Source organism: Ramlibacter sp., from assembly GCF_035548915.1.
In the GTDB taxonomy this organism is placed as follows: domain Bacteria; phylum Pseudomonadota; class Gammaproteobacteria; order Burkholderiales; family Burkholderiaceae_C; genus Ramlibacter.
The window spans coordinates 312,763-331,433 of the sequence record NZ_DASZSE010000039.1 but is presented as its reverse complement, the minus strand read 5'-3'; the positions used below and the strand labels follow the sequence as shown (position 1 = coordinate 331,433).

Sequence of the window (18,671 nt, the reverse complement as noted above, 5' to 3'; positions counted from 1 at the left end):
ACCCGCCGGATGCTCCGGTTGTCGAAAGCAGGTTGAACTCAGTAGGTCTCCAGATGGAGTCGGCCTTCGCGCTTGAGCGCACCGGCGACCGTTTCCCAGTCGAGGCCGGCGCCCTGGGCGATATCCTTCAATGCGAGCACGACGCCTTCTTCCATCGCCTTGAGACCGCAGACATAGAAGTGTGCGGCCGGGTCTTCGAGAAGCTGCGCAAGGTCCGCCGCGCGTTCTCGCATAGCGTGCTGCACGTATCGTTTCGGCTGGTCCGGTGTGCGGCTGAAGGCCAGGTTGATGTCGATGAAGTCCTTGGGCAGGTTCTGCAGCGGGCCGAAGTACGGCAGTTCTTCTTGCGTCCGGGCACCGAAGAACAGCATGAGCTTGCCGCCGTCGAATTTGCCCGACTGCCGCAGTCGCCGCCGCCACTCGGTCATGGCGCGCATCGGTGCCGAACCGGTTCCGGTGCAGATCATCACGATGTGGCTGCGCGGGTGGTTCGGCATCAGGAAGCTCGCACCGAACGGGCCGATCAGCTGCACGGTGTCTCCGACCTTCAGGTCGCACATGTAGTTGCTGGCCACGCCGCGGACGGGGTTGCCGGCGTGGTCTTCCAGGACTCGCTTGATCGTGAGAGACAGGTTGTTGTAGCCGGCCCGCTCGCCGTTTCTCGGGCTCGCAATGCTGTACTGCCGGGGATGGTGCGGCTTGCCGTCGCTGTCGACGCCCGGAGGAATCACGGCGATGCTCTGGCCTTCGAGCACCGGGAAAGGGGTGCGCCCGAAGTCCAGGACGATATGGTGCGTGTCGTATTCCTTGCCGACCGCCGTCACGCGCACGTTGCCCGTGACGGTGGCCGTGACGTATTTCTCGGGAGCGCGAGGGCCGTACAGGTTGGTGAAAGCATGCGCAGCCGACCAAGGCGGCACGGTCGATCCGTATGCGGCGCTGTTGAACGGGGCTTCGCCCGCCACCGGCGCAGGCGTGATGTCGGCCCTCGCGGCTGCTTCGGCTGGCGCCACGCCGGCGCCGGCCAACTCAGCCTCCGGCAGCGGCGGCGGAAGCTCCTCCCAGCTGAACTGCTCTTCGAGCGTGTAGGCACGCTCCTTTGGCACGGTCCGCCAGTTGTCGATGCTGCCGGTGGGGCACGGCGAGACGCAAGCCATGCAGAAGTTGCAGACGGACGCATCGACAACGTAGTTGCTGCTGTCGTGCGTGATCGCCTTGACGGGACACACCGACTCGCAGGTGTTGCACCTGATGCAGATTTCCGGGTCGATCAGGTGCTGCTTGATGACCTGGATTTCCGATGCGCCCATGGCAAGCTCCCGGCAAGCGGTTCAGGCGAAGCGGACGTATTCGAAATTCGTCGGCTGGCGGTTCACGCCCATCACCGGCGGCGCGATCCAGTTCGCGAACTTGCCGGGCTCGACGACGCGTCCCATCAAGCTCGCCACATACGCGCGATCTTCGGCCGTCGGCAGCCATTCGGCAACCTTCTGGTTCCACTCGGTTTCGCCGACCACACGCCCCTCGGGCGACACGTTCACGCCGGCCAGTGCGCCGATGTTGCGGTGGAAAGCCTTGTGAGGAACGGTCAGCTTGAACGGGATCGCCGCCTTCTCGATCACCTTGTTCCAGCGGCCGACACCGGAGACGCTATCCTTGATGTAGTCGTCACGGAGCACCTCGTTCAGCGCGTTGAGCATCGGCACTTCGCGTTCGCTGAGCACGCCGTTGGCCGCTTGCAGGACCTTGTAGGTCTGCCCGCGCAGCCGATGATCGTCCGCGCGCTTGCCTTCTTCGAACCGGCCCTTCAATCCCGTGCTGTAGAACGTCGCCGCGTTGCTCGATTCGTCGGCGCCGAACAGGTCGATCGTCACGCTGTAGTGGAAGTTGATGTAGCGCTGCAGCGTGGGCAGGTCAACCACGCCGGCTTCACGCAGCTTCTTCGGGTCATCCGTCTTCAATTCGTTCATCACCTGGCAGGTGCGCTGGATCACGCGGCTCACACCGGACTCGCCGACGAACATGTGGTGAGCTTCTTCGGTCAGCATGAACTTCGTCGTGCGGGCGAGCGGATCGAAAGCCGACTCGGCCAGAGCGGAGAGCTGGAACTTGCCGTCGCGGTCGGTGAAATACGTGAACATGAAGAACGACAGCCAGTCCGGCGTCTTCTCGTTGAAGGCTTGCAGGATGCGAGGGTTGTCGTCGTTGCCGCTGCGGCGCTCGAGCAGAGCTTCACCTTCTTCGCGACCGTCCTTGCCGAAGTACTTGTGCAGCAGGTACACCATGGCCCACAGGTGGCGGCCCTCTTCCACGTTCACCTGGAACAGGTTGCGCAGGTCGTACTGGCTCGGGCAGGTGAGGCCGAGATGGCGCTGCTGCTCGACGGAAGCCGGCTCGGTGTCGCCCTGTGTGACGATGATGCGGCGAAGGTTGGCGCGGTACTCGCCGGGAACGTCCTGCCAGGCCTTCTCGCCCTTGTGATCGCCGAAATGGATTTCACGGTTCGCGTCACCCGGGTTCAAGAAGATGCCCCAGCGGTAGTCGGGCATCTTCACGTGGCCGAATTGGGCCCAGCCCTCCGGGTCCACGCTCACCGCCGTGCGGAGGTAGACATCGAAGTTCTGGCTGCCTTCGGGGCCCATGTCGTTCCACCAGCTCAGGTAGTTCGGCTGCCACTGCTCGAGCGCACGCTGCAGCGTCCGGTCCTCGCTCAGGTTGACGTTGTTGGGAATCTTTTCGCTGTAGTTGATCGTGCTCATGTCTTTGCTCGCTGTCAGACGCGGTTGAAATCGAATTGGGCGCGGTCGCCCTTGCCGTACACCTTGAGGGCACCCTTGTCGCCGACCGCGTTGGGCCGCTGGAAGATCCAGTTCTGCCAGGCAGTGAGCCTGCCGAACACTCGCGTGAACATGTTTTCGGGGCCGTTGAAACGCAGGTTCGCCTCCATGCCGGTGAGGGCATCCGGGCTCATCGCCACGCGCTCCTCGATGGCCAGCCGGGTCTCGTCCGGCCAGTCGATGTCGTCCGGGTTGAGCGTGATGAGGCCGAGCGCGAATGCGGCGTCGGCATCGAGGGGCTGGCCGGCCATCGCGCGCACGGCGTCGAGTGCGGGGGCCTCGCCGTAGAAGCGGCGCTGCAGGCGACTCTGGTCAGTCACCATCGGGAAGAGCCCGAAATTCGTTTCGCCCACTTCGATCCTGGGCGCCGTCGCCGGGTCGGCAGGCAGAGCGAGCTGGTAGCTGCGGTCGCATGCCAGGGCCAGTTCGAGCAGGCTGCCGACGAAACAGGAACCCGGCTCGATCAACGCGAACAGGCTGCGGCTGGAAACGTCCAGGCGGCTGAAGGTGCGGCGAAGCAGGCCGATCGTTTCGCGCACGAGCCAATGACCCTGGTTCGCAAGGAGTGCGGCATCCATCGAGCGCACATGGGCCGCACTGCCCTGCGTCTTGATCAGCCACGTTCCGATGTCCAGCTGGTTGGTGCGCATCGAAAGGATCGCGTCCTCGAGTTCGCGGGCAAGCAGCAGCGGGTACCAATTCGCGCCCTTCGCTTCGATGGAGGCCACGTCGCTTTCGACCGGCATCGCCGGCGCCTTCACCGTGAATGTGGCGACGCGACGTGCCCGGTCGATTTCCACGGTCACGTGCGAGTAGCGCAATGCATCGGGTTCGATCTTGCGTTCCAACGGCGTCAGTGTCACGCCTTTCCCGTCCGCCGGTCGATCACTGGTCGCGGCCAGCTGCAGCGCCCGCTCCTGGACGCGCGCGGCGAATTGCGCCGGCTTGACGACCTCGTCGACAAGGCGCCATTCCACGGCCTTCTGGCCGCGCACGCCTTCCACCGTGGTGCAGAAAATGTCCGCGAGGTCGTGACGGACGTGGCGTTTGTCGGTCACGCGGGTCAAACCGCCCGTGCCGGGAAGAACCCCGAGCAGCGGCACTTCCGGCAGGCTCACGGCGCTGTTGCGGTCATCCACCAGGACGATTTCGTCGCAGGCCAGGGCAAGCTCATAGCCACCGCCGGCGCAAGCGCCGTTGACCGCAGCCAGGAACTTCAGGCCGCTGTGCCGGGACGAGTCTTCCAGGCCATTGCGCGTCTCATTGGTGAACTTGCAGAAGTTCACTTTCCACGCGTGGCTGGACACGCCCAGCATGAAGATGTTCGCGCCCGAGCAGAACACCTTCTCTTTGGCGCTGGTGATCACGACCGTGCGCACTTCGGGGTGCTCGAAGCGGATGCGATTGACCGCGTCGTTCAGCTCGATGTCGACACCGAGGTCGTAGCTGTTCAGCTTGAGCTTGTAACCCGGACGCAAGCCTGCGTTTTCGTCAAAGTCCGCGGTGAGCTTGGCCACGGGTCCCTCGAAAGTGAGTTTCCAGTGGCGATAGCGGGAGGGGTGGGTCTCGTAGTCGACCGCGGGCAGAGCGGCTTGGGGGGTTTCGGTCACTTGTCTCTCCAGATTCGATGCACGGCAGTGCGTGTTCATGCTTGCAGGTCAATTGGCATCATAGTGCATGTATTGGAGAACAGGCAAGCACTAAATTGCATCTGCCTTGCTTCACTCAGCTGCACTCAGCTGCAAAGCCCCCCGAACCATCGCCCGAAGCGACAGGAACGTCTGGTCCAGAGGCCGGGAACTCGTGTCGAGGTGCATTTCGGCCTTGGAGTAAAACGGCGTCCGGTGTGCAAGGATTCCCTTGAGGTCGTCCATGGCCTCGCGGTTGCCCGCCATGGGACGCATATCGCCCTGCGCCGCAACCCTTTTCATGTGGTCTTCAGGGTGCGCACGGAGCCAGACCGTTGTGCAATGAGACAGCAGGAGGTTATAGGTCGCAGGTTCCGCGACCAGCCCCCCCGGCACGGCAATGACCGCCTCGGGGTGGATCTGGATGGCCTCTTCCACGGCGCGCCGCTCGTATCGGCGGTAGGCGTTCTGGCCATAGAGCGATTGGATTTCATTGACCGTGCAGCCGGCCAGCTTTTCGATTTCGCGACTTAGTTCGAGGAACGGAAAGCCCAGGTCCTCGGCAAGCATCTTGCCAAGGGTGCTCTTGCCGGCGCCCCGAAGGCCGATGAGCGCAATCCGCGGCGGCCGGGCATCGCCTTGAGGTGCGGCCCCAACGAGCGGCAAGACGGCCTGACGCACGCGCTTGAGCGTCTCCTCGTCCTGGTTTTCGAGCAATTCCCGGATCAGGAGCCACTCGGGCGAACGGGCTTCCTCGGCGAGCAATTCGGCGACCGTGCACCTCAGAGCCTTGGCGACCTGCAGAAGGATGAGCACGGACGCATTCCCGACCCCGAGCTCGAGATTGCCGAGGTGGCGTTCGGATACGCCAGCCGCCAGGGCGAGACTCCTGCGCGTCATTCCACGCTGGTTTCGCACCCCTCGCACCCGCTCCCCAAGCTGGACCAGAAACGGATGCTTGCCACTGGCAAGTTCTTCGTTGCTCAGGACCACCGGCTCCAGATTGGGCAGGACGGCATCGTCAACAGGCATTATTTTGCTTGACATGCTCATGACCTGGATCGTACAGTCAAAGGCACAATAATGCATCAAGTTGTGCGGCGCAAGCCAAAATCGCACAGTCACGGGGGGCCGCGCGCTCGTGCTCTACCTGCTGCCGCAAGGCGCGATCCGCTTTACCTGAACGGATGCTTTCGACCTGTTCGTCAAGGAAGTCGTGCTCGGTCACATGACATGAAGCCGGCGAAGAAGTCGGCCAACTGCTGGTGCGCCTCCAGCGGGAGCACGTGCGCGACGTACTGATCCGGGCGGACGACGATGAGGGCACCTTTCGCGCGATCGACGCCTCGCAGGTCGAAGATGTCCGGGCCGTTCTTCAGATCGGGCGAAAACACCTTTTCATAGTCGCGCAAGCCATACCGGCCCTTGCGCGGCAGCAGAAGGGCCGGCAAGGACTCGATCGCGATCGCGGCGTGCGGCTGCTGGAAGATCGCTCGCAGGTCGAAAACCGCGTCCACGTCCTGGCCCGGCCGCGCGTACCGCCGAAAAGGCGAGGCGTCGGACGTTTCCAGGAACGAGCACAGTGCGCGTATCCCCTTCCCATCGCATGCATCGTCTTCGGCTCCCGCGAAGGCATACATGCGCCAGCGGCCGTCCGCCTTGCCCGCGTGGCCGAGCTGGAACGGCTTGGCATCCGAGACGCGAATCACGGGCGCCGAATGAAAGCGCGTGCCGACAACAAAGCCCGTTGCGAGGCTCTGGTGCGTGCTTTCACCGCGAATCTTCGAGACGCCGTAGTGGGTCCCCATGCCGGCGGTGAAACGCCCATGCCGCTCGAAGTAGTCCTGAAAAGCCTTCGGGTCCACACCGCCGGACCCACTGTCCTCGCCCTCCCTGGGGCGATCGCTGAACATCCTGGCCCACTGCCGGTCGAAGTCGATGAGCTCCTGCGCGACGGCCTGTCGCTCCGCCGAATAGGTATGCAGCAATTCGGGACCGCACTGCCGCCGCAGCACCGCCGCGAGTTTCCAGCCCAGGTTGAAAGTGTCCTGCATCGACACGTTCATGCCCTGCCCCGCCTTCGGACTGTGCGTGTGGCAGGCATCGCCCGCGATGAACACGCGGGGCGACCGCGCGACCTCCCCCGCGGGAACGTCGTCGTACTTGTCGCAGATGCGCTGGCCGATCTCGTAGACCGACCACCACGGGACTTCCTTCACGTCGAGCGTGTAGGGATGCAGAATCCGCTGCGCCGCCGCGACGAGCTTGTCGAGCGTGATGCCGCGGCTGGAAACGCGCTCGTCGTCCGCGAGCTTGTCCATCTCCACGTAGAGACGCACGAGATAACCTCCCTCCCGCGGAATCACCAGGAGGTTGCCGCTGCCCGACTGGACCACCGACTTGTAGCGGATGTCCGGGAAGTCGGTCAAGGCGAGCAAGTCCATCACGCCCCACGCCTGGTTCGCCGAGTCGCCGGCCAGGTGCCGGCCCATGCTCTTGCGCACGCCGCTTCGTGCGCCATCGCAACCCACGACATACCGGGCGCGTACCGTTTCCAGGCGCTTGCGGCCATCTGCATCGGTTCGCTCGAGCCGAACTTCAACCGGGTAGTCGGCAGCGCTGCCGGACACCGCCAGGTCGACAAAGCGGCGTGAGTAATGCGGCTCCAGCCGGCTCGGCGAATCGCGCATGAGCTCCAGGTAGAAGTCGTGCACACGAGCCTGATTCAGGACGACGTGGGGAAACTCGGACAGGCCGTCTTCCGTGTCCTGCACGCGGCCATGGCGCATGACTTTGCCGGGATCCTGCGGATCTGGCTTCCAGAACGTCACCTCGCTGATCCAGCACGCCTCCTTCATCACCCGCTCGCTGAAGTTGAAGGCTTCGAACATCTCCATGGTTCTGCAAGCAATTCCGTCGGCCTGACCCAGTTCGAGCGGACCTTCCTTCTGTTCGACGATGCACGTTCTGATGTCGGGGAATGCCGCGAGCTGTGCGGCAAGAGTCAAACCGGCGGGCCCGCAACCCACGATAAGCACATCGACGTGCGAAGGCACGGCCCCGGGGTCGTGCCGCGCGCCCGGGTCAGCTTCCGCTCGATGGGGATCGCCCGCCTTGAATCCGTTATGGTGAAACTGCATCCTTGATACCTCGTAGCGCCCCGTCAGATTCCCGCAGCGGGACCGGGGACGAAAACGTCGCTGAAAAAGCGGTGCGGATCCAGCCCGCGCTCGGCGACGCAGGCGCTCTTCACGGCAGCCACCATCCCCGGCGAGCCGCAGCAATAGGCTTCATGGGCTGCGAGCGTCGGGAATCGCTCGCGAACGGCTTGGTCCACACGGCCTGCGAAGCCTTGCAATGCCGCCGCGTCCGCTGCGTTCTCCACGGCAGGGATGAATTCGAAGCCGGGCAACAGTTTTTTCCAGCGCTCCACCGCCGGCATCAGGTACAGGCCGTCGCGGTTGCGGCCGCCCCATATCAGGGTCACCGCGCGTCGCACGCCTTTCTTCACCATGTCGTCCAGCAGCGACTTCACAGGCGCGAAGCCCGTGCCGCCTACGATGCAAAGCATCGGGGCCTGCGACTCCTGCTGCAATTCAAAGCTGCCGAACGGCAGTTCGACCACCAAGGTGTCGCCAGCCTTCAGGTTCGCAACCAGCTGTGTGAACTGCCCGCCCGGCACGTGGCGGATATGGAGCTGCAGCATATCGCTCTCGTGCGGCGGACTCGCCATCGAGTACGAACGCCTGCTTCCATCCGGGAGAGCGACCTGCAGGTACTGTCCCGCCTTGAAACGGGCGCGCCGCCCGATCGGCAGACGCAGTTGCAGCACACTGACATCGGGAGCGGCAAGGGTGTTGCGGAACACCTTGGTGGTGAATGTCTTTCTCGCCGATGGGTCCAGGCGGTGCCACGCTTGCGGAACGATCTCCAGATCCGAAGCGGCAGTGCACTGGCAAAAGAGGTGCATTCCGGGCGGTGTCGACTCGCCTGCCTGGGGACATCGCACCTGCCCGGCGCGTACATGCCCCGCGCAGTTGCCGCATACGCCCTTGCGACACGAGTAGGGCATTTCGATGCCGGCCTCGAGCGCTGCGTCCAAAATGTTCTGCCCGGACTCGCACCCGAAACGGACATCGGTGTCCGCGATGCGGATGGTGAATGTCATCGGGCTTCCGCCGGTCGGCAAATTCCGCCCACGAGGCGCAGGCTGCGCAGCAATGCATCGGGACGAGCCGTGCCTTGCCCCGCGATGTCCATCGCGCTGCCGTGGCCCGTACTGGCAAGCAGCACACCGGCGCCGATCGAAATGGCGCTGGCCGCCTGCGGCGCGAGCAGCTTCACCGGAATGTGGCCCTGGTCATGCAGCATGGCCACATAAAGGTCGTGCTTGCGATCGGCAAGCAGCACGTCGGCGCCCAGCGGCCCCGTGACGTCGACGCCCCGGGCACGCAGCATCTGCGCGGCTGGCACGACCCGCTCCTCATCTTCGGGACCGAAGAGGCGGCCCTCCGAAGCATGAGGATTGATTCCGAACAGCGCGACTTTCGGCTGCCCGATGCCCATCGCACGGCAGGCTCGCAACCCTGCTTCGGTCGCCGCGACGACGAGGTCGGGTGTGATCCGGGACAGCGCCGTTGCCACGCTTTCGTGCAGGGTCGCATGGACGATGCGCAACCCCCCGCCTACGAGAAGCATGAATACGCTGTGTTCGGATTGCCCGCACACACGCGCAACAAGCGACGGGTAGCCGCTGAAGGAAATGCCGGCTTGGGCGATGGCGGTCTCGTGATGAGGACCGGCAACCACCGCGTCGAATTCGCCGGAAATGCAAGCTTCGATGGCCGCCGTAGCGGAGGCGACGGCGCTCGCACCGGCCGCTGCGCTGACCGTCCCGGGTTGAAAGGCACCTGGCTCGAGCTTGCCGACGCACCGCAAGGGCGTTCGCTCGAGCAGATCGACGAATCCAAGATTCCGCGCAGCGCCCAAGAAGGCTTCACGCGGGCCAAAGAGGGTCAAGCCGATCGAACCATCGTCCTCGAGCGCAGCCAGGGCCTTGAGCGCGATCTCGGGGCCAATCCCGTTCGGATCGCCACAGGTGAGAGCAACACGGCGCGTCACAGCGGTAGCGCCAGCAGGGTGTCCGTGACGGTGCTGTCGCACACGGCCGTTCGCTCCTCGAGGAGCAGTTTGCCATCCACCATCACGAAGCGGTCGGCGTAGACGCCCGTGGCGAACACCATCGTCTCTCCGGTGTGCATGATGCGCGCGACCATGAATGGAGTGCGCGAAACCGCTGCCTGCGCATCCGCCTCTTGCACGAGCGGGATGCCCAGCAGGTGGCGATAACGGTGCCGCTCGTAGATGTTGGCTTCGCGCAGCGCGGCAATGCGGTCTTCCAGCATCGCGCGCGAATCGGCGTACACGATGCCCGCGGCCAGGCCGTCGCGTTCGTTCTCCACGTTCGTGATGCGATAGCGGCACTGCTGCGCGAAGAAAGCGGGCCATTGCTCCAGCGCATCGCTGTCGATGGCCTCCGCGTAGGCGGCATTGAAAGAGCAAATCGACAGGAGGTCGATCATGTTGGGGCCTCCATCCGTGCGCGGTAGGCCTTCCAGAAGCCGCGCACCGAGGTCTCGGTGGCGCGGCCTTCGCTGGACCCGGTGTCGTCGCCGCCCATTTCCACCACCGCATCCAGGTCGTGCGCGCCGGCGATGCCGCGCTGCACGAAACCGCCGACGGCGCCATCTTCCATCGAGATGAAGCCCGCCGGTCCTACGAGGTTCGACTGCTTCAGGCGCGCGATGCGCTGTTCGGGCGTGTCATCCGCATATCCGAGGTACGTCCAGTTCAGCTCGGTGCGGCCAACCCCCTTGGGCAGGACCTGTCTCACGGCGAGGCAGTTCTGGATTTGCTGCAACACGAAGCCGGGGAACACCGAGAGAATCTGCAAAGTGATGCCATCGTCACGCTCCCTGAACCCGGCCAGGACGCTCGGATCCTTCAAGCGGTACCTCGCGTCGTCCGAACGCAGCCCCTGTTCCTTGTAGGACTCGTCGGCCGCCGCCGGATCGATCATCGAGAAGCTCACATGGTGGCCGCCCGATTCGTCGACGATCACGCCGCCCTTTTGCGATAGGCGATTGAGCTCGAAGGTCGTGAAGAACAGGTGCAGCAAGCTCGCGTGGTAGCTGTCCTTGACGTTTTCGACGTAGAGTTTCCAGTTGTTGGGCAACGCCTGGGTGAAGCGCCCGATGACCTCGACCGGCTTGTTCAGCACCCGCTCGATGCGCGCGCAGATCTCGGGCCCCAGGTATTCCTCGATGGGAGGTACTTCGTCGCTGAAGCTGGCGAACACCAGCCCGCAGTACACCGCCACCATCAGCTTGCGGGGGCCATGCTCCTCCTTGCAGAACGAAGTGGGCATGCCGCCCTGCCCCTTGACGCCCGTCTCGAACGCGACGCCCGTGAGATCGCCCTGGCGGTTGTAGCTCCAGGCGTGGTAGACGCACTGGAAGCTGCCGGCCCTTCCGGACTTTTCCAGCGCGATGAGCGCGCCCCGGTGTGCGCACCGATTTTCGAAGGCGTAGATTTCGCCGTCGTCGTCCTTCACGACCACCACCGGCGTCTCGCCGACGAATGTGGTCCTGTAGCTTCCGGCCTCCGGCAGCTCGGCGTCGAGGCACAGGTAGTTCCATGTCGCGCCGCGAAAGATGCGCTCCTGCTCAGCCTGCGCCACCACGCCATCGTCGTAGAGCTGAAAAGGAACACGGGTCAACCCCGCACTTTTCCATTGAATCGTCTGTTCCTGCATGTCGTCAATCCACGGTCACGCCGGCGCTCTTGATCACTTTGCTCCACCGGTCCGACTCCTCCTGGATGAACCGCCCCGTTTTCTCCGGGGAGGCTCCCCCGGGAATGGCGCCCTGTTCGGCGAATCGCTGTTTCACGTCGGGCAAGGCCAGCGCGGCCGCGAAAGCCTTGTATGCGTAGGCCACCGCGTCGCGCGGCGTCCCCGGCGGAGCGACGATGGAAAAGAAGGTAACGGCTTCCATGCCGGGCACTTTCGCCTCGACGAACGTCGGCACATTCGGCAGCGCGGGGGACCGCTCGTCGTCTGCGACGGCCAGTACGCGCAGCTTGCCGCCTGTGTGGAAGGCCGCCGAAGAACTGATGTTGTCGAAGAACACGTCCACGTTGCCCGCAACGAGATCCACCAGCGCGGGGGCCGTGCCTTTGTAGGGAACGTGGATCATCTTCGTGCCGGTCAACTGCATGAAGAGGCTTGCCGTGAGGTGCGACGTGGACCCATTGCCCTGCGACGCGTAGCTGACCTTGCCCGGGTTCGCTCTCAAGTAAGCGATGAACTCCGCGACGTCCTTGACGGGCAGCTTGTTGCTGACCGCGAGCACGTTCGGGACCGTGGCGATGACAGTGACCGGAACCCACTTGGTGGGGTCGAAGGGAAGCGACTTGTAGAGATGGTGATTGATGGCGATGGGCCCCGGTGGCGACGCGAGCAACGTCGTGCCGTCCGCCTCCGACTTCGCCACAAAGTCAGCACCGATGTTGCCACCCGCGCCTGCCTTGTTCTCGACCACCACGCCGGCGGGATACGCGACACGCACTTTTTCCGCGAGGATGCGCGGCAACACGTCCGCGGTGCCGCCTGCCGGGAACGGCACGATCAGCTTCAGCGGCTTCGTCGGCTGCGCATTCGCAATGCCTGCGGCACCGGCTACCAGCGCGGCACCCAGCGCCAACACCACGCGGCGCCAAGTAATGGGTCTCATGATGATTCCAATGAAAGGAGGTTCGACGTGGTCTGCGCCTCGCAAACTCGGTCGGGTGAAGTGTCGGATCTGCGTTGATCCACGTCAACGAATTCGACTATATTGTTCGCATACCGAACATCGAACTCGAGAAGATGACGCGACTCGAAAAGACGCGGAACGACAGGTCGGCCGATCGCGAGTACGTCATGGGCCTCGAGAAGGGGCTGGCGATCATCGAAGCCTTCGGCATCGTAAAAGGCCCTCTGACGCTGACCCGGGCCGCAGAAGTGACGGGGCACTCGAAAGCCTCGATTCGACGCAGCCTGATCACCCTGTGCGAACTCGGCTATGCCAGGCAACAAGGCCGTGAGTTCAGTCTCGCTGCGCGCGCGTTGCGCCTCGGACATGCCTACGTCGCATCCGACGCACTGGCGAAGGTAGCCCAGCCGATTCTCGAAATGACCAGCGAGCGCACGGCGGAGTCCGCGTCGATCGCCGTGCTCGATTCGCAGGACGCCGTGTTCGTCGCGCGTTCGACGCATCGCCGCAGCTTGTCCAGCGGACTGGGGGTCGGTGCACGACTGCCCGCGTACTGCAGTGCCACTGGCCGGGTCCTTCTGTCCGAAATGGCACCGGCTGAGGTGGGATTCCTGCTGAACCGCATGTCGCGTCCGGCCTTTACGCCCCACACGCGCACATCGACAAAGGACATCGTGCGGGAGATCAAGCTCGCCCGCTCGCAGGGTTACGCGATCAACGACGAGGAACTGGAAATCGGGTTGCGTTCGATCGCAGTGCCGATCCGCAACGGCGCCGGAGAACTGATGGCGGCGATCAGCCTGTCGGTGGCGACGAGCCGCCTGAACCGGGACGAGGTCGTCGAAAAGCTCCTCCCCGAACTCGAGACCGCCCGGCGCATCTTCGCTTCACTGCTCTAGCGTGACTGTGCGTTGGAGGTTCCCTACCCTCCCGGCATCGCCAGCAAGGAATTGCCTTCATGTGGTGGATGGTGTGGACGTGCTCTCGCTCGTGCCAAGCCGGCAGGTCGACGGCGGGATCGATGTCATCGGCCACTCAGTACGGCGAGGACATTTCCGAAACGAACTTGGTCACCACATAACCGTCGAAGGTCTCCTGGCCGCCTTCGGCGCCCATGCCACTGTCCTTGATACCGCCGAATGGCGTCTCCGGCAGCGCGATGCCGAAGTGGTTGACGTTGACCATGCCCGATTCGATTCTGTCGGCGGCGAAACGTGCATTGGACAGCGACTCCGTGAACACATACGAAGCAAGTCCGAACGGCAGGCTGTTGGCGCGCTGCACCGCTTCCTCGCGTGTCCTGAAGGGCGTGATCGGCGCCACAGGCCCGAATGGCTCTTCGGTCATGATGAGCGAGGAGTCGGGCATTCCCGTCACGACCGTCGGCGGAAAGAAGTTGCCGGCGCGCTTGACCCGCTCGCCCCCTGTCACGACCTTGCCGCCGCGCTCCACCACGTCCGCGACGAAGCGCGTCATCGACTCGACGCGGCGCTCGTGCGCAAGCGGTCCCATCGTCGTGCCTTCGGCAAGGCCGTCGCCAAGCTGCTGCGCCGCATAGGCCGACGTGAACTTGTCGACGAACCGGTCGTAGGCCTTTTCCTGGACGTAGAAGCGGCTGGGCGCCACGCAGACCTGGCCCGCATTGCGCGACTTGTACGCAGCCAGCTGCGCGGCCGCACGATCGATGTCGGCGTCGTCGAAGACCAGCACGGGCGAATGCCCACCCAGTTCCATCGTCATGCGCTTCATATGGCGACCCGCAATGGCGGCGAGCTGCTTGCCTACCGGCACCGATCCGGTAAACGAGATCTTGCGCACGATCGGCGACGCGATCAGGTATTCGGAAACTTCCGAAGGGACTCCCCAGACCACGTTCAGACAACCCGGCGGCAAGCCTGCGTCGTGGAAGATGCGGGCGAGGGCCAGCACGGCACTCGGCGAGTCTTCGGGGCCCTTGAGGATGACGGTGCAGCCGGCGCCCAGCGCAGCGGAGGTCTTGCGGATCGCCTGGTTGAACGGAAAATTCCAGGGCGTGAATGCGGCGCAGACGCCGACCGGCTGGCGCATCACGGTCTGATGCACGTTCGGCCGGCGCGATGCAATGGTGCGGCCGTAGATGCGGCGGCATTCCTCGGCGTGCCATTCGGCGTGGTCCGCGCAAGACAGGATCTCGGCCTTCGCTTCGGCGAGTGGCTTGCCCTGGTCCAGGGTGAGCGCGCGCGCGATGTCGTCGCAGCGTTCGCGAATCAGTGCGCCCACGCGGCGCAGCAGCGCCGAGCGCTCCAGCGGCGACGTCCATCGCCAGGACTCGAAGGCCTTCTGCGCGGCTTCCAGTGCAGTGTCGAGGTCGGCGCTGCCCGCATGCGGAAGATGGCCCAGCACCTTGTCGTCCGCGGGGTTGAAGATGGGCTGGCTCTTGCGCCCCTCGCCATCGAGGAAGTTGCCGTTGATGTAGAGATGCTGGGTCGGATACATGATGAATGTCCTCGAGAGGGATGGTTCGAAATTCGAGTGGCCTCGGTGGCAAGGGACACACCCAGCCGAACCTCGATGGCTCAGCGGCCGATCTGCGCCTCGATGAGAAAGGGGCCTGGGCGCTCCACCGCGTGCTTCAGCAGCTTGGCAAGTTCCTCGCAGGTGCTTGCCGCCGCGGCTTCCACGCCCATCCCCTGCGCCATCTTCACCCAGCTGATGTCCGGATCCGCGATCGACAGCATGCTCTCGGCGCGCGCGCCCCATTCCTTGGCGCCAACGCCCACGAGCTCGGCTTTCAGGATCTGGTAGCCACGGTTGGCGAAGATCACGGTCACGACGTCCAGCCGCTCACGCGCCTGGGTCCATAGCGCCTGGATGGTGTACATGGAACTGCCGTCGCCCTCCATGTTGATCACCTTGCGGTCCGGGCAAGCGATGGCGGCCCCGACCGACAGTGGCAGGCCGGCGCCGATGGAGCCACCCGTGAGCTGCAGGTAGTCATGCGCCTTCGCACCCTGCGAAGCCGGGAAAAAATTGCGGCCGGCACTGATCGACTCGTCGACGACGATGGCATTGTCCGGAAGAAGCGCGGCAATGGTGCGCAGCGTCGCGTCCGGGGTCAGCGGGCCGCTGCCGACGGCAAGTTCCTTCTGCAGTTCGACCCGCGCGGCGAGGGAGAGGGCGCCCAGGCGCTGCGCGAGTTCCTTCAGCGTGGCATGCAGATCATCGCCGGGCGACGTCAGCTCGATCAGGTTGGAGCCCGGTGCCATCAGGCGATCGGGCTTGCCGGGATAGCCGAACAGCGGTGCGGGCAGCTTCGCGCCGACCAGGATCACGTGCTTCGCGTCCCTGAATGCAGCAACCCCCTGGTCCACCGGAGCGGGTGTGCGGGCAATCGCCACGCGGCCCGCTCCGCGTTCCATGCGTCCATTGGAGTACTGGGTCAGCATCTTCGCGCCCGTGCGCTGGCAGATCTGGTCGGCCAAAGCCAAGGAAGCCGCGCGCAGGGCCCGCCCCGCCAGGACGAGGATCACTTCCTCACCCGACTTGAGCGCGTTGATGGCACTGTCGAATTTCGTGCTCGCCGGCAACGTTGCCGCGGGCGTCGTGAAATCCAGCTTCGCGTGCGGCTTGGCCATCGACCAGGCCGTGTCGGCGGGCAAGACCAGGGTGGCGATGCGCCCCGGATGGGTATTGGCTTGGCGAATTGCCTCGGCCGTATCCGCCGCGATGTTGTCCGCCGAGGTGGTGGTGCGGGTCCAGTCGGAGATGCTCCTCGCCACGGTCTCGATGTCGCCCACCAGGGGCGAGTCGACTTCCTTGTGCCCCTGGCGGTGCTCGCCGACGATGTTGACCAGCGGCACCTGCGCGCGCTTGGCATTGTGCAGGTTGGCGAACCCGTTGGAGAGCCCGAACGAAAGGTGCAGCAAGGTACTGGCCGGCTTGTCGGCCATTCGCGCGTACCCGTCGGCCGCACCGGTCACCACGCCCTCGAACAGCCCCAGTACGCAGCGCATCCCGGGCACCTTGTCCAGCGCGGCGACGAACTGCATCTCGGACGTGCCGGGATTGGCGAAGCACACATCCACCTTGCCTTCCAGGAGCGTGTGCACGAGGGTCTCGGCGCCGTTGATCTGTTCCATTTCCGCGTCTCCGGGGTGGGTGGGTGCGCCGACAGGAAGGCGCTGCTTGCTTCAATTTGCTATGCGAATATTTCATTCGCACATAGACTCATGATAGAACGGCGTCGCGCCGCGGTCAATGCGGGACACGTGTGGCCCCTGGACCCGCGAGGATTGACCCGGGCAACACGGGTCGGTAAGATTATTGAATAAACAATTTGCAGTGCAAATGAAAACGGGGGCTCGTCCGCGCTGGCCGAGGAGTGACGGCGTCTCGGCCGCGCGATCGTGAATGCCTCGTGACGCTTGAACCGTTGAGTACACTGCCGCCCCATGACTGCCACTGCCTCGAAGAAAAACGCTACCGCACGCGCATCGAAGGGCGCCGGCGACAGGCAATTCGTGACCGCGCTGGGCCGGGGGCTCGCGGTTCTGCGGTGCTTCGACGCAACCCATCCGCAACTGGGCACCACCGAGATCGCGCAGATGACGAAGCTGCCGCAGCCCACGGTCTGGCGCCTGTGCTACACGCTGCAGCAACTCGGGTACCTCGTGCCGGCACCGGACAGCGACAAGTTGCGGATCGGCATGGCGGTTCTGGGTCTTGGGCAGTACGCACTTGGCACCGCCGACATCGGCGAAATGGTGCAGCCCGAGTTGATGCAGATCAGCAAGCGGACCGGTGCGGCGGTGTCGATGGGCGTCGCGGACCAGGACGACATCCTGATCGTCGCCCGCGCTCAGGGCGAAGCGGCCTTGCTCGTCAACATGAGAGTCGGCTCGCGCCTGCCCATGGCCACGTCGTCGGCCGGATGGGCTTATCTTGCGAGCCTGCCTCCCGACGTGCGAGACAACCAGCTGCAAAAGCTCAAGTACCAGTACAAAGGCAAGTGGGCAACGCTGCGCGCTGCCATCGAATCGGCGGCGGCGACGCTTCCGGCCTCGGGCTTCGTACTGAACGAGGGCTTCTTCCATCCCGATGTCATCGCGGTCGCAGCGCCGGCCTTCGACAAGCAGGGCAAGCCCCAATTCGTCGTCACCTGCGGCGGCCTCAACCTCAAGCTCAAGTTCATGAAGGCCGAGATCGGGCCCGAAATCGCTCGACTCAGCCGCAAGATCACCGTCGCACTTGCCGGGCGCCAGGCCTGAAGCGCACTTGGGCCGTGGTTTCCTGGCGCGGACGATTCAGGACGAAGATGACCAAGAACGTGGAACGCGCACAAGGAAAGTGGGCCTCATGAGATTTCCGCCTGTCGCGCCGAACGACATGACACCCGCCCAGCGCGACCTCGCCTCGAGCTATCGAACCGGATGGCGCACCACGATCGCCAATGCCGACGGCAGCCTGGGAGGGCCATTCGACGCCACGCTTCGCAGCCCCGAACTGGCCGGGCGCCTGGGCGCCGTGAGCAACTATTTCAGAGACGGCACCGCCTTGCCTCCGCGCCTGAACGAACTTGCGATCCTCGTGGTCGCCCGGCATTGGGATTCCGACTTCGAGTGGCACGCACATTGCGCTGCGGCGCTCGATGCGGGCCTGGCGAGGGAAGTGGTCGATGGCGTGAACGCCGGCCACACGCCCGCCGGCATGAGGGCCGATGAGGCCATCGTCTTCGAAGTCGCGACCGAGCTTCAAAGCCGTCATCGCCTGTCCGACGCCACGTTCGAGCGGGCCCGTTCCGTCCTGGGCGAGCGTCAGCTCATCGACCTGGTCGGCGTGTGTGGTTACTACACACTCGTCGCGATGATGCTTGCCACGGCCGACGTGCATCCCGCATCGGCTCCGCGCGAAGGCGTCCCGAGCCTGGCGGCCAGGCAGCCCTGAGCCGCTTCAGGCCTGCGCGAGGTTAGCCTTGGCGATCGCTCGCCGCTCAACAGCCCGAAGACGCTGGACTTGGTGAGCCCGCCCGAGTAGCCGGCAAATCCACCGCCTTCCAGCCCGCCGGCGCAGGTCCCGGCCGCATGGAGGCCCTCGATCGGCATCTCTTGCGTGTCCAGGACCTGCGCGTTCGCGCCGGTCGCGATGCCGCCCATGGTGTACGTGATGCCCGCCGCGATCTCCAGCGCGTGGAACGGCGCCTGCGTGATGGGCCAAGGCTTGCTCCCTGCGCTGCGCGGCGGCGAGACTGCGGCGCCGCCCGACAAGGAGGCGTTGTAGTCTGGCCGGTGATCCCGAAATCGCATTCGTGCCTCGCGATGCTACTTGCACTGCAAATTATCTATTTGCAGGTGCTATGATCCCATCCCACACGCCTTGCGTCGTCAACGCGCACCATCGCAGCGGCGCCTGCATCG

Annotated in this window: 16 protein-coding genes; 3 read left to right on the top strand and 13 right to left on the bottom strand. The window is 64.6% G+C overall.

Annotated elements, in window-relative coordinates; translation table 11 throughout:
• Positions 1 to 38 precede the first annotated feature (38 nt).
• The 10 genes from boxA to VHA82_RS15705 form a co-directional block, all read right to left on the bottom strand.
• Complete coding sequence (boxA, locus tag VHA82_RS15750; protein WP_325545362.1) at positions 39 to 1,310, bottom strand: benzoyl-CoA 2,3-epoxidase subunit BoxA; 1,272 nt, start codon at positions 1,308 to 1,310, stop codon at positions 39 to 41.
• A gap of 21 nt (positions 1,311 to 1,331) precedes the next feature.
• Positions 1,332 to 2,759: a benzoyl-CoA 2,3-epoxidase subunit BoxB gene (boxB, locus tag VHA82_RS15745; RefSeq protein WP_325545359.1), complete on the bottom strand. Its 1,428-nt coding sequence runs from the start codon at positions 2,757 to 2,759 to the stop codon at positions 1,332 to 1,334.
• Positions 2,760 to 2,773: 14 nt separating this feature from the next.
• Positions 2,774 to 4,486: a 2,3-epoxybenzoyl-CoA dihydrolase gene (boxC, locus tag VHA82_RS15740; RefSeq protein ID WP_414708658.1), complete on the bottom strand. Its 1,713-nt coding sequence runs from the start codon at positions 4,484 to 4,486 to the stop codon at positions 2,774 to 2,776.
• A gap of 72 nt (positions 4,487 to 4,558) precedes the next feature.
• On the bottom strand, positions 4,559 to 5,512 hold the full coding sequence (locus VHA82_RS15735; protein ID WP_325545872.1) for a helix-turn-helix transcriptional regulator: 954 nt from the start codon (positions 5,510 to 5,512) through the stop codon (positions 4,559 to 4,561).
• A 158-nt stretch (positions 5,513 to 5,670) separates the two neighbouring features.
• On the bottom strand, positions 5,671 to 7,605 hold the full coding sequence (locus VHA82_RS15730; RefSeq protein WP_325545870.1) for an FAD-binding monooxygenase: 1,935 nt from the start codon (positions 7,603 to 7,605) through the stop codon (positions 5,671 to 5,673).
• A gap of 23 nt (positions 7,606 to 7,628) precedes the next feature.
• The gene (locus VHA82_RS15725; RefSeq protein ID WP_325545355.1) at positions 7,629 to 8,633 is read right to left on the bottom strand and encodes an FAD-binding oxidoreductase; all 1,005 of its coding nucleotides are present in this window, start codon (positions 8,631 to 8,633) and stop codon (positions 7,629 to 7,631) included.
• On the bottom strand, positions 8,630 to 9,586 hold the full coding sequence (locus VHA82_RS15720; protein ID WP_325545353.1) for a PdxA family dehydrogenase: 957 nt from the start codon (positions 9,584 to 9,586) through the stop codon (positions 8,630 to 8,632). The genes VHA82_RS15725 and VHA82_RS15720 overlap by 4 nt, the downstream gene beginning before the upstream one ends.
• Complete coding sequence (locus VHA82_RS15715) at positions 9,583 to 10,047, bottom strand: aromatic-ring-hydroxylating dioxygenase subunit beta (RefSeq protein ID WP_325545351.1); 465 nt, start codon at positions 10,045 to 10,047, stop codon at positions 9,583 to 9,585. Before VHA82_RS15715 ends, VHA82_RS15720 begins: the two co-directional genes overlap by 4 nt.
• A complete protein-coding gene (locus VHA82_RS15710; protein WP_325545349.1) occupies positions 10,044 to 11,279 on the bottom strand; it encodes an aromatic ring-hydroxylating dioxygenase subunit alpha in 1,236 nt (411 codons plus the stop codon). Before VHA82_RS15710 ends, VHA82_RS15715 begins: the two co-directional genes overlap by 4 nt.
• Before the next feature lie 4 nt (positions 11,280 to 11,283).
• The gene (locus tag VHA82_RS15705; RefSeq protein WP_414708657.1) at positions 11,284 to 12,231 is read right to left on the bottom strand and encodes a Bug family tripartite tricarboxylate transporter substrate binding protein; all 948 of its coding nucleotides are present in this window, start codon (positions 12,229 to 12,231) and stop codon (positions 11,284 to 11,286) included.
• Between the two features lie 101 nt (positions 12,232 to 12,332).
• Here VHA82_RS15705 and VHA82_RS15700 point away from each other — a divergent pair, with 101 nt between their 5' ends.
• Positions 12,333 to 13,178: an IclR family transcriptional regulator domain-containing protein gene (locus tag VHA82_RS15700; RefSeq protein WP_325545347.1), complete on the top strand. Its 846-nt coding sequence runs from the start codon at positions 12,333 to 12,335 to the stop codon at positions 13,176 to 13,178.
• A 136-nt stretch (positions 13,179 to 13,314) separates the two neighbouring features.
• Here the strand turns inward: VHA82_RS15700 and VHA82_RS15695 are convergent, their stop codons facing one another.
• A complete protein-coding gene (locus VHA82_RS15695; RefSeq protein WP_325545345.1) occupies positions 13,315 to 14,754 on the bottom strand; it encodes an NAD-dependent succinate-semialdehyde dehydrogenase in 1,440 nt (479 codons plus the stop codon).
• Positions 14,755 to 14,834: 80 nt separating this feature from the next.
• Positions 14,835 to 16,388, bottom strand: coding sequence for an acetolactate synthase large subunit (locus tag VHA82_RS15690; RefSeq protein WP_325545865.1), 1,554 nt, complete (start codon positions 16,386 to 16,388; stop codon positions 14,835 to 14,837).
• A 390-nt stretch (positions 16,389 to 16,778) separates the two neighbouring features.
• On the opposite strand from VHA82_RS15690, the gene VHA82_RS15685 reads away from it, so the two are divergent.
• Both VHA82_RS15685 and VHA82_RS15680 read left to right on the top strand, forming a co-directional pair.
• On the top strand, positions 16,779 to 17,525 hold the full coding sequence (locus VHA82_RS15685; protein ID WP_325545343.1) for an IclR family transcriptional regulator: 747 nt from the start codon (positions 16,779 to 16,781) through the stop codon (positions 17,523 to 17,525).
• Positions 17,526 to 17,613: 88 nt separating this feature from the next.
• Positions 17,614 to 18,201: a carboxymuconolactone decarboxylase family protein gene (locus VHA82_RS15680; RefSeq protein WP_325545341.1), complete on the top strand. Its 588-nt coding sequence runs from the start codon at positions 17,614 to 17,616 to the stop codon at positions 18,199 to 18,201.
• On the opposite strand, the gene VHA82_RS25240 is transcribed toward VHA82_RS15680, so the two are convergent.
• A complete protein-coding gene (locus VHA82_RS25240; RefSeq protein WP_414708656.1) occupies positions 18,105 to 18,560 on the bottom strand; it encodes an FAD-binding protein in 456 nt (151 codons plus the stop codon). The genes VHA82_RS15680 and VHA82_RS25240 overlap by 97 nt on opposite strands.
• Between the last annotated feature and the right edge of the window lie 111 nt (positions 18,561 to 18,671).